This window comes from Flavobacterium myungsuense (assembly GCF_042677265.1).
GTDB lineage: Bacteria > Bacteroidota > Bacteroidia > Flavobacteriales > Flavobacteriaceae > Flavobacterium > Flavobacterium myungsuense.
In genome coordinates, this window is sequence record NZ_JBHTIZ010000046.1 from 133455 (window position 1) to 145385 (window position 11931).

Annotated in this window: 11 protein-coding genes; all 11 read right to left on the bottom strand. The window is 33.7% G+C overall.

Features of this window, described 5'->3' with window-relative positions:
* Position 1: 1 nt before the first annotated feature.
* The gene (locus ACFQ0S_RS13275) at positions 2-1435 is read right to left on the bottom strand and encodes a leucyl aminopeptidase family protein (protein WP_379759189.1); all 1434 of its coding nucleotides are present in this window, start codon (positions 1433-1435) and stop codon (positions 2-4) included.
* Between the two features lie 4 nt (positions 1436-1439).
* On the bottom strand, positions 1440-2579 hold the full coding sequence (locus ACFQ0S_RS13280) for an alpha/beta hydrolase (RefSeq protein WP_379759186.1): 1140 nt from the start codon (positions 2577-2579) through the stop codon (positions 1440-1442).
* 94 nt (positions 2580-2673) lie between these two features.
* Positions 2674-3273, bottom strand: coding sequence for a bifunctional phosphoribosyl-AMP cyclohydrolase/phosphoribosyl-ATP diphosphatase HisIE (gene hisIE / locus ACFQ0S_RS13285; RefSeq protein WP_379759183.1), 600 nt, complete (start codon positions 3271-3273; stop codon positions 2674-2676).
* 36 nt (positions 3274-3309) lie between these two features.
* Positions 3310-4065 (bottom strand): imidazole glycerol phosphate synthase subunit HisF, encoded by a 756-nt coding sequence (gene hisF / locus ACFQ0S_RS13290; protein WP_379759180.1) that lies wholly within the window; start codon positions 4063-4065, stop codon positions 3310-3312.
* 28 nt (positions 4066-4093) lie between these two features.
* Positions 4094-4831 carry a 1-(5-phosphoribosyl)-5-[(5-phosphoribosylamino)methylideneamino]imidazole-4-carboxamide isomerase gene (gene hisA / locus ACFQ0S_RS13295; RefSeq protein ID WP_379759177.1) on the bottom strand — a complete coding sequence of 246 codons (738 nt, stop codon included), beginning with the start codon at positions 4829-4831 and terminating at the stop codon, positions 4094-4096.
* An 85-nt stretch (positions 4832-4916) separates the two neighbouring features.
* Complete coding sequence (gene hisH / locus ACFQ0S_RS13300; RefSeq protein WP_379759174.1) at positions 4917-5498, bottom strand: imidazole glycerol phosphate synthase subunit HisH; 582 nt, start codon at positions 5496-5498, stop codon at positions 4917-4919.
* 73 nt (positions 5499-5571) lie between these two features.
* A complete protein-coding gene (gene hisB, locus ACFQ0S_RS13305; RefSeq protein WP_379759171.1) occupies positions 5572-6708 on the bottom strand; it encodes a bifunctional histidinol-phosphatase/imidazoleglycerol-phosphate dehydratase HisB in 1137 nt (378 codons plus the stop codon).
* Between the two features lie 2 nt (positions 6709-6710).
* Positions 6711-7769 (bottom strand): histidinol-phosphate transaminase, encoded by a 1059-nt coding sequence (gene hisC, locus ACFQ0S_RS13310; protein ID WP_379759169.1) that lies wholly within the window; start codon positions 7767-7769, stop codon positions 6711-6713.
* Positions 7759-9051, bottom strand: coding sequence for a histidinol dehydrogenase (gene hisD, locus ACFQ0S_RS13315; protein WP_379759166.1), 1293 nt, complete (start codon positions 9049-9051; stop codon positions 7759-7761). The genes hisC and hisD overlap by 11 nt, the downstream gene beginning before the upstream one ends.
* 10 nt (positions 9052-9061) lie before the next feature.
* Complete coding sequence (hisG, locus tag ACFQ0S_RS13320; protein ID WP_379759163.1) at positions 9062-9919, bottom strand: ATP phosphoribosyltransferase; 858 nt, start codon at positions 9917-9919, stop codon at positions 9062-9064.
* A 350-nt stretch (positions 9920-10269) separates the two neighbouring features.
* Positions 10270-11892, bottom strand: a complete 1623-nt coding sequence (gene pckA, locus ACFQ0S_RS13325; protein WP_379759160.1) for a phosphoenolpyruvate carboxykinase (ATP) — start codon at positions 11890-11892, stop codon at positions 10270-10272.
* Between the last annotated feature and the right edge of the window lie 39 nt (positions 11893-11931).

Sequence of the window (11931 nt, forward strand, 5' to 3'; positions counted from 1 at the left end):
TTTATAGATTTTCAATAAAATTAGTTAATAAATGAACACCATACCCCGTTGCATGTTTACTTTTGGCAAATTCATCATCCCCAAAAGCAACCCCAGCAATATCTAAATGCGCCCAAGCAGTATGCTCCTCAGTAAAAAATTCCAAAAATTTGGCAGCACTAATTGCTCCTGCAACTGGTTTTCCACTGTAATTTTTCAGATCAGCAATATCGCTTTCTATATCGGGTTTATAAGCATCCCAAAGTGGCAATTGCCATAGTCTTTCACCTACATAGTCGCCAGATTGCTGTAACTTTTTAGAAATGGATTCATTATTGGTAAACAAAGCTGCACATTCATAACCAAAAGTTCCAACACTACTTCCGGTTAAAGTAGCAATGTCTACAATAACTTCTGGAGCATAATTTTTTATAAGATAGGATATACCATCGGCAAGCACTAGTCTCCCTTCGGCATCTGTATCAATAATTTCTATAGTATGACCACTATAACTATTTATTACATCACTTGGCAAAAATGATTTATTATCGACGGCATTTTCGCAACACGGAACAATTGCTGTTACTTTTACAGGTAACTTTAAATCGGAAATGAGTTGCATAGCACCAAAAACAGCTGCTCCACCAGCCATATCACATTTCATGTGAACCATTCCGGAAGTTTTTATATTTAATCCTCCTGTATCAAATGTAATTCCTTTTCCAACCAAACCCACATGCTTTGTTTTAGCATCAGCATTTTCTGGAATGTAATTCATAATTACAAACTGAGGCTCTTTATCACTTCCTTTTCCTACTGATAAAAACGAATCTAATTTTTTGTTAGTTGCATCTTCAAAACCGAATACTTCAGTTGTAAATCCGTATTTTTTACCGGTTTCAGTTGCCCAATTTGACAAATATTTTGGAGTTATTTTATTTGATGGCAAATCAACTAAATTTAATATTTCTAATTGAGCCGAAGCTATTTTGGTAGCTCGTACTGCAGTTTCTTCGAAATTTTGTTTTGAAACTATTTGCAAAACAAATTCGGGATTTAAAAAAGGATGAGTTACTTTCTCTTTTTTAAAATGTCCTAAATCATAAGTTCCTAATAGTAAACCTGATATAGCAGCTTCAACTTGCTCGCTTTTTAATTCATCTGATAAAAATAATGCAACATTGTCGCCAAATAACTCTTTATTTTTTGTTGCAATTCTTCTGAAAATAGTTTTTAAAGATTTATAGTCAATAGATTTTCCTATACCTATGAATATGTGAGTTGAATCGTATTTTTCGACTAAATAACAAGTATCTTTTTTGCCGTAAAAAACTTTTGCCGAAACCGAAACACCATGAAATTCTATGGGTACTAAACTTTTAGAATAGGTTTCGAATACAGGAATTAAAATAGTACCTGTAAAGCTTTCTAGGTTTTTTATTGTATTTATTTTCATAGTATTAGTTATCTTTAGTATTAAAAAAAAGCCATTCAATTGCTTTAGGAAACTCATCACTCCAATAGGTTTCATTGTGTTTTCCTAGCATATTGATGCTTAAATTGATTTTCATTTTATTAGATACAAATTCATTTTTAATCATTCTCTTTTTGAATTTTTTTACATGATCAATCATAGTGGCACTTTCATCACCACCAGCATATAAATAAATTTTGGTATCACCCGGTTCAGAAAAATCCACACTCGAAAAATCCATTTTAGGAATTACCCAAAGTGATGGTGAAAAAATCATTAGCTTGCCATATACTTCCGGATACATTATTCCACTAAAAATACTAACCAATCCACCCATAGAGCTACCCCCTATTCCTGTATATTCGCGTTCTTTTTTTGTTCTGAATTGTTTGTCTACAAAGGGCTTTAAAGTATCTGTAATAAAACGAATGTATTTTTTTCCTTGCCCAGCTCCTAAAATGGTATTTCCTACATTGAATTCCTTTATTCGGTCTTGTTCTGCATGCTCTATGGCAATAATGATAATTTTTCCTATATTGTATTCGGCCATAACCGCTAGTTTTTTATCAATTTCCCAATTGCCATATTCTGCATTTTCATTGAATAAATTTTGAGCATCTTGCAAATACATCACAGGATAATGCTCATTTGACGATTCATAATCATGAGGAAGTAATGCCCATATTCTTCGGGTTTTGTTGAGTTGAGGAATCTCAAATTCTTCAGAAATGAGATGCACTTTAGGCAGAAAATTAGGCTTAAATGGCAACCAATTTCTTCTCCATTTATCGACATGCTCTTTTCGAACACCTGAGTTTTGTGTGCAAACTCGGTTGGGAGTTCTATTTCCATATTTATCAATCTCAACCTCACTCCAATCCCCTTTTGTAAATTTGTAAAGTAACTCTTCTGGATAAACAAAATCATTAGAGAACTTATAATGGTACAAACCGTTTCCGATTTTTTCCATCACAAAATGACTGTCTTGAGTATGCCAATTATTGAAATTTCCTGAGATGTAAACCGGACGTAAATCGTCTTCATCGGTTGTAAGAAGTATGTTGAGTTGAGGCTCAATTAATTCGTCTTCTATATCTTTTGAAAGGCTATTTGTATTAGAAACCATATAAATTTAAAAAAAACTATATAAACTTTAATTATAAAGTAAATATAGTTTTTTGATTGTTTAAAAAAAGAAGTTTAGACAATAATTATTGCTATTATTTTTCTCGTTCTTTTAAAATTGAAACCACGTCATTCAATTGAAATCCTTTTGCTTGTAATAAAATAAGATAATGAAATAACAAATCAGCACTTTCGCTTAAAAATAAATGATCGTTATTATCCTTAGCTTCAATTACTACTTCAACAGCTTCTTCTCCTACTTTTTGAGCAATTTTATTAATACCTTTTTCAAATAATGAAGCTACATAACTTTTATCAGAAGAAGCGTTTTCTTTTCTGTTTTTTATTGTATTCTCTAATTTTGAAATAAATCCATACTCTTGATTATTAGATTCTTGCCAGCAATTATCTGTACCTTTATGACAAGTTGGGCCTACAGGATTTACTTTAACCAAAAAAGTATCATTATCACAATCAATTTTAATATCTACTAGATTTAAAAAGTTGCCACTTTCCTCTCCTTTTGTCCATAGTCTTTGTTTCGATCGGCTGAAAAAAGTAACCTTTTGTGTGTCAATTGTTTTTTGATAGGCTTCTGCATTCATATATCCAAGCATTAAAACGGTTTTAGTTTCATTGTCTTGAATAATAGCCGGAATTAATCCGTGAGCACTTTTGGAAAAATCTATATTCATTTTAATTTAGGATTTAAGATTCTCGATTTGGGATTTTTAAATCCTAACTTCGATATTATTTTTTTTAAGCTCTTTTTTTAATGTCTTTATTTCAATTTCCTTGAAATGAAATACACTTGCGGCCAATGCGGCATCCGCTTTTCCTTCTACAAAGGTATCCACAAAATGTTTCAAATTTCCGGCTCCACCAGAAGCAATTATTGGAATATTTACGATTTCGGACAATTTTGCCAAAGCTTCATTGGCAAATCCGTTTTTTGTACCGTCGTGATTCATAGAGGTAAATAGGATTTCGCCCGCTCCACGTTGTTCCACTTCTTTTGCCCAATCGAATAATCTAATTTCTGTTGGGACCTTTCCTCCTACCAAATGCACAATCCATTCACCATCAATTTGCTTGGCATCGATTGCAACTACCACACATTGACTACCGAATTTATTTGATAAATCATTAATCAATTGCGGGTTTTTTACTGCCGATGAATTGATAGAAACCTTGTCAGCTCCATTGTGCAATAAGGATTCAACATCTTCAACTGTGGAGATTCCTCCGCCAACAGTAAAAGGAATATTAATCGTTGATGCTACTTTTCGAACTAAATCTAGTAACGTGCTTCTGCGTTCTTCGGTTGCTGAAATATCCAAGAAAACTAATTCATCAGCGCCTTCATCCGAATAGATTTTTGCCAACTCAACAGGATCGCCTGCATCACGTAAATCTACAAAATTAACACCTTTAACGGTTCTTCCGTTTTTGATATCAAGGCAGGGGATTATTCTTTTTGTTAACATATTTTGTTTGATTAACCCTATTAGGGTTTTAAACCCTAACAGGGTTTGTTATGATGTAATTTTCTAACTGTTTTAACGAAATTCTTCCTTCGTAAATCGCTTTACCAATTATCGTTCCTTCACAACCCAACTCAGCTATTTTAGGCAATTCATCAAAAGTTGAAATTCCGCCTGATGCGATTAACTTAATTCCTTTGGCTTCTGATAAAATCTTGGCATACAAATCAAAACTTGGTCCTTCAAGCATTCCGTCTTTTGCAATATCGGTACAAATTACATATTGAATTCCTTTGTTTTGATAATCCTGAATAAATGGAACCAGATCTTCATTTGAGTCTTCCAGCCAACCTGAAACGGCTACTTTTTCATTATTGGCATCCGCTCCCAAAATAATTTTATCCGAACCATATTCTGCAATCCATTTTTCGAAAATGGCTCTGTTTTTAACGGCAATACTTCCTCCTGTGATTTGGTTTGCTCCACTTTCAAAAGCGATTTTTATATCAGAATCGGCTTTTAAACCACCACCAAAATCAATTTTTAATTTGGTTTGAGAAGCAATTTGTTCCAATATTTTATAATTGACAATTTTACTCGATTTTGCTCCATCCAAATCTACTAAATGTAAGTATTCTATTCCGTGCGCTTCGAATGATTTCGCTACTTCCAGCGGATTTTCGTTGTATATAATTTTAGTATTGTAATCGCCTTTTGACAAGCGAACACATTTCCCTTCGATGATGTCTATTGCAGGTATTATTCTCATTTGATTGAAGATTGAAGATTAACGATTTTTGATTTCAGATTTAAAAATTGCTATTGAAATTGATTTTCGCCATTGCCATTGAAATTTATAGCTTTAAAAAATTCCCGAGAATTTGTTCTCCAATATCACCACTTTTTTCGGGATGAAATTGGGTTCCATAGAAATTGTCATTTTCCAACGCCGATGAATATTCTAGTTCGTAATTAGTAGTTGCAATCGTTTCAGTACAAATTGGCGCATAAAAACTATGCACCAAATACATATATTCGTTTTCGGCAATGCCGCTGAACAAATCTGATTTCAAGTTATAAATAGTGTTCCAGCCCATTTGTGGTACTTTCACTTTATTAGAAAATTTCAACACATTCACATCAAAAATCCCCAATCCTTTGGTATTACTTTCTTCCGAATGGTTGCACATCAATTGCATACCCAAACAAATTCCAAAAACCGGTTGTTTCAAAGTCGGAATTAAAGTATCCAAACCGCTTTCTTTCAGCATTCTCATGGCATAACTTGCCTCTCCCACTCCTGGAAAAATCACTTTATCGGCTGCTTTAATTTCGTCTGGATTGTTACTCAAAACGGCATGAAAACCTAATCTTTCGATAGCAAACATGATGCTTTGAATATTTCCAGCTCCGTAATTTATGATTACTATTTTCATTATTTAAAGTTAGAAGTTAGAAGTTAGAAGTTAGAAGTTTCAAAACTTCCCTCTTAAAACTTCCAGCTTTATTTTACAACATCCCTTTCGTACTCGGCAAAATCATTTTTTCTGTGTCGCGTTTTACGGCAACTTTTATTGCTTTGGCAAAAGCCTTGAAAATCGCTTCGATTTTGTGGTGTTCGTTGGTTCCTTCGGCTTTTATGTTGATGTTGGCTTTCGCTCCATCCGAAAAGGATTTAAAGAAATGATAGAACATTTCCGTTGGCATTTTACCCACCATCTCCCGTTTGAATTCGGTTTCCCAAACCAACCAATTTCTACCACCAAAATCTATAGCTACTTGTGACAAACAATCGTCCATTGGTAAACAGAAACCGTATCGTTCAATTCCTAATTTATTTCCTAATGCTTTGGCAAAAACTTCTCCCAAAGCAATCGCAGTATCTTCAATCGTGTGGTGTTCATCTACTTCAAGGTCTCCTTTTACTATAATTTCTAAATCCATTTGTCCATGACGTGCAATTTGATCGAGCATGTGGTCGAAAAAAGCAATTCCAGTATCGATTTTACTTTTTCCGGTTCCGTCTAGGTTTAAATTGATGTGTATATCAGTTTCATTCGTTTTTCTAGAAATTGTAGCAGAACGTTCTTCTAATTTCAAAAACTCGTAAATCGTTTTCCATTCTGTGGTTTGTAAAGTGATAACAGTATCCAATTCATGTCTTTTTGACGAAATTTCATCGCTACCTAATTCTTCGTCATTACTAATATAAATGGCTTTTGAACCTAAGTTTTTGGCTAATTCCACATCAGTAATTCGATCTCCAATGACGAAAGATTTTTCTAAATCGTATGCTGGATTGTTGATGTATTTTGTCAACATAGCCGTACCTGGCTTGCGAGTGGGAACGTTTTCGTGAGGAAATGTTTTATCAATAAAAACTTCGCTAAAAACAACACCTTCATTTTCGAAAGCTTTCATCACCAAATTATGTACAGGCCAAAAGTTGGCTTCTGGATGAGAATCGGTTCCCAAACCATCTTGATTGGTTACCATTACCAATTCGAAATCCAATTCGGCAGCAATTTTTCCTAAATATTGAAAGGCTTTAGGATAAAATTCTAATTTTTCGAAACTGTCCAATTGATAGTCATTTGGTTCTAAAACCATAGTTCCGTCTCGATCTATAAAAAGTATTTTTTTCATTTTTATATTTTTATTAAAGAAGCCAAAGCTTCTATTAATTTTTCATTTTCTTGTTCCGTTCCAATAGTCAAACGCAAGGTGTTCTCGCATAACGGCTGTGTTGTTCTGTTTCGAATTACAATTCCTTTGGCAATCAATTCGTTATATCTTTTATTGGCATCATCTACTTTTATCAAGATGAAATTGGCTTCTGTTGGATAGATTTTCTCGACAAATTTCACTTCCTCCAGAGTTTTTAACAATAAATCTCTTTGTTCAATAATTGAAACTATTTCTGATTTTATTATATCAGGATTACTCAATCTTTCCAAAGCTCTTAACTGTGTCAGTTCGTTCACATTGTAAGGTGGTTTTATTTTGTTTAAAACCGAAATTACAGCTGCCGAAGCGTAACATATTCCTAATCGAATCCCTGCTAAACCATACGCTTTTGAAAGTGTTTGCGTGATGAATAAATTTGGATATTCGTTTATTTTTGCCAACCAACTTTCTTTTTCAGAAAAGTCAATATACGCTTCATCAATAACTACTAATCCATTAAAGTTCTCCAGCAATTTGACCACACTTTCATCAGAAAAAGAATTTCCTGTTGGATTATTTGGCGAACATAAAAAGATGATTTTAGTTTTCTCGTCAACTGTTTCTAAAATCTTCTCTGCTTGAGGTTGAAAATGGGTTGAAAGCAGTACTTCTTTATTTTCAATATCATTTAGATTAGACAAAACGCCATACATTCCATACGTTGGTGGCAAAGTAATTACATTATCTACTTTTGGTTCGCAAAAAGCTCTAAAGATTAAATCTAATACTTCATCACTACCGTTTCCGAGTAAAATTTGATTGGGTTTTACATTTCTTTGCTTTGCCAAAACTACTTTTAGACTGCTTTGTTGCGGATCTGGATAGCGATTCACGCCATTCTGAAATGGATTTTCATTGGCATCCAAGAAAATCATATCTGCAGTGTCAAAATCCTCAAATTCGTCACGCGCCGAAGAATAGGGCTTCATCAGCTTGACGTTTTCTCGAACCAAATTATTTATATCAAAACTATTTTCCATTTTCAATCGCTTTTAATCTTAGTGTAACAGCATTTTTATGTGCTTGTAATCCTTCGGCCTCCGCCATAATCTCGATTGCTTTTCCTATATTTTGAATGCCTCTCTCTGATATTTTTTGGAAAGTCATTGCTTTTAAGAAACTATCTAAATTTACTCCCGAATAATTTTTAGCATAGCCGTTTGTTGGCAAGGTATGATTTGTCCCAGAGGCATAATCACCAGCGCTTTCTGGCGTATAATTTCCTATAAAAATAGAACCTGCATTTTGAATATTATCGACGTAATACTTTTCGTTTTTACTACAAATAATAAAATGTTCTGGACCGTATTCGTTGATTAAATCTATGGCAATTTGGTCATTTTCGACATAAATTAGTTTCGAGTTTTTGATGGCTTTTTCTGCAATAGCTTTTCTTGGCAAACTTTTTATTTGACTACTAACCTCATTTTCAACAGCGTCAATAAAATCTTTTGAAGTAGTTACTAAAATAACCTGACTGTCTGCACCATGCTCAGCTTGACTTAATAAATCAGAAGCTGCAAAACTAGCATCGGCACTATCATCGGCTACAATTAATAATTCTGAAGGACCTGCTGGCATATCTATAGCAACACCAAACTGAGTTGCAAATTGTTTAGAAACGGTTACAAATTGATTTCCTGGTCCAAAAATTTTATATACTTTAGGAATAGTTGATGTGCCAAAAGTCATTCCAGCAATTGCCTGAATCCCTCCAACTTTTAGAACTTTATTCACTCCACATAATTGGGCAGTATATAAGATAGCTGGATTAATTTTTCCGTTTTTATCGGGTGGCGAACACAAAACTATTTCTTGACATCCAGCAATTTTAGCAGGAACCGCCAGCATTAATACGGTTGAAAACAAAGGAGCTGTTCCGCCAGGAATGTATAACCCAACTTTTTGTATTGGGCGTTTTTCTTGCCAGCATTGCACACCTTCGGTCGTTTCAATTTCAATTTTAGCAGTTTTTTGGACACTATGAAATTTTTCAATGTTCGATTTTGCTAACTGAATCGCTTCTTTTAATTCATCAGAAACTAAACTTATAGCTATTTGAATTTCATCATCAGAAACTTGAATATCTGTTAATGAAATTCCATCAAAAAGTGAAGTGTATTTGGCTACTGCTTTATCTCCTTTTTTCTGAATTTCAGTAAAAATGCCTTTTACAGTTTCTTCAATATCACTAAAATTGGCAGTTGGTCTTTTTAAAATTTTAGACCAAGTTTCTCTTGCTGGATTGTATATTTTATTCATTTTTATTGAATTAAAGTACCATTTTATCAATTGGACAAACTAAAATACCTTCTGCTCCAGCTTCCTTTAGTTGATCAATTACATCCCAAAAAGTATCCTTATCAATTACGGAGTGAACACTACTCCATCCTTCTTCGGCTAAAGGCATAACAGTTAAGCTTTTTAAAACTGGTAAAATTTTGCCAATAGCGTCTATTTTATCATTTGGAACATTCATTAAAATGTATCTTGATTTTCTGGCTCTTAAAACCGACTCGATACGAAATTGAAGCGTGTTTATTAGCTTTTGCACTTCTGGAGTTACTTTTGGAGATACAGCTAATACGGCTTCACTTTTAAAAATAACTTCTACTTCTTTAAGATTGTTTTTAAACAGGGTACTTCCGCTAGAAACAATATCAACAATTGCATCAGCAAGACCAATATTTGGGGCAATTTCTACCGAACCTGAAATTTGGTGAATATCGACCGTTAAACCAAAAGAATTAAAATAATCTGTTACTGTATTTGGATAGGAAGTAGCAACCCGCATTCCGTCTAAATCTTTTATAGATTTATAATCGAATGTTTTAGGAACAGCCACTGACACTTTGCATTTAGAAAAACCCAATTTTTGGGCAACTTTAATGTTTTTTCCTTTTTCTACTAAAAGATTATCACCAACTATCGCAGCATCTACAACTCCGTCAATTAAATACTGTGGAATATCGGAATTACGAAGAAACAAAACTTCAAGAGGAAAATTAGTAGCTTGTGCCTTAAGTTGGTCGTTTCCGTTATCTATAGAAATACCACAATCTTTTAGAATTTGAATGCTGTCTTCGTTTAAACGACCTGATTTTTGAATTGCAATTTTTAAAGTACTCATTTTATTTGTTTTTTTGCGAGGAACGAAGCAATCTCGTTCTCAATTATTTGTTTTTTAATTTTTGTTTGAGTACCCGTTTGGTAATAAAAAACCCGTTTGGAGTTACTCAAACGGGTTTTTAGAATATTGTTACATACACACATATCATTAACACATCGCTTGAGAGCAATTGGTAAAATGATGATGGTGCAATTGATTTATTTTCATGTTTTTTTTATTGTGTTGCAAATATAGTTTAAAAAAAAATTAAAAAACAAATCATATAAAAAATTGAACAAAAAAAACATCTACAAGTAGTTTTTGTAACTATTTGTAGATGTTCTAAAACTAAAGAATCAATTTAAAGAATTCTAATTTAAAACTGGAACTTCTAGTGAAGGTCCTGCTGCAACTAAACGTTTTCCTTCTTCTGTATTGGTATATTGCTCGAAATTTTTAATGTATCGAGCTGCTAAATCTTTAGCTTTGCGCTCCCACTCCGCTTTGTCTTTGTAAGTATCTCTTGGGTCTAGCAAACCTTCGCTTACTCCTGATAAAGCAGTTGGTATAGTTAAATTTAAAAATGGAATATCTCTAGTTGGAGCTGCATCAATTTCACTATTAATAATGGCATCAATTATGGCTCTTGTATTTTTAAGTGAAATTCGTTTTCCTGTTCCGTTCCAACCTGTATTGACTAGATAAGCTTTAGCATTGTGCTCTTTCATTTTTCCGATTAATGTTTTAGAATACATTGTTGGGTGCAAGGTCAGGAACGCTTCTCCAAATGCAGGTGAAAATGAAGGTTCTGGTTCTGTAATTCCTCTCTCTGTGCCTGCTAGTTTTGACGTGTAACCACATAGGAAGTGGTATTGTGCTTGATCTTCATCTAGAATAGAAACTGGAGGTAAGACCCCAAATGCATCGGCAGAAAGATAGATTATCTTACTAGCGTGTCCCGCTTTAGAGGGCAAAACAATTTTATTGATATGATAAATTGGATAAGACACTCGAGAGTTTTCTGTTATAGAATGATCGAAATAATTGATTTCTCCGTACTCATCGACAATTACATTTTCGAGTAAAGCATCTCTTTTAATGGCTCTCCAAATATCTGGCTCATTGTTTTCGCTTAAGTCAATTACTTTTGCATAACAACCCCCTTCATAATTAAATACACCATTGTTATCCCAACCGTGCTCGTCATCACCAATTAAGTATCTTTTTGGGTCGGCAGATAATGTGGTTTTTCCTGTACCTGAAAGTCCGAAAAATATAGTTACATCACCTTTCTCACCAACATTTGCAGAACAGTGCATTGAGGCCATTCCTTTAAGAGGTAAATAGTAATTCATCATAGCAAACATCCCTTTTTTCATTTCTCCACCGTACCAAGTTCCTCCAATAATTTGAATTTTTTCGGTAAGATTAAATACGACAAAGTTTTCAGAATTGAGTCCGTGTTCTTTCCAATCTGGATTTATTGCTTTAGAACCATTCATCACTACAAAATCAGGCTCCCCAAAAGTTTCCAATTCGTAAATGGATGGTCTAATAAACATATTGGTTACAAAGTGTGCTTGCCAAGCCACTTCCATTATAAAACGTACTTTTAGTCTTGTATCAGCGTTTGTTCCGCAAAAAGCATCAACCACATATAATTTTGGAGAAGTTGAAAGTTGTTCTAGGACTAGTGATTTTAAATCATCCCAAACTTCCTTGGTGGTAGGGAAATTTACTTTATCATCCCAGTAAATAGTATCTTTAGTAATATCATCTTTAACGATGTATCTGTCTTTTGGAGAACGGCCAGTAAAAATCCCGGTTTTTACTGCAACGCAACCTGTATCGGTTTGTGCACCTTTCTCATATCCTTTTCTTTTATGAGAAACTTCTGCCTGATATAGCTCTTCATATGTAGGATTGTAAGATACTTCATGATACCCTGTAATTCCTAAATCTTGTAATTCCTTGATAACTCTGATGTTTTTCATATTGTTTGATTTTATAATTCTTACTCATTTATTCTTTAA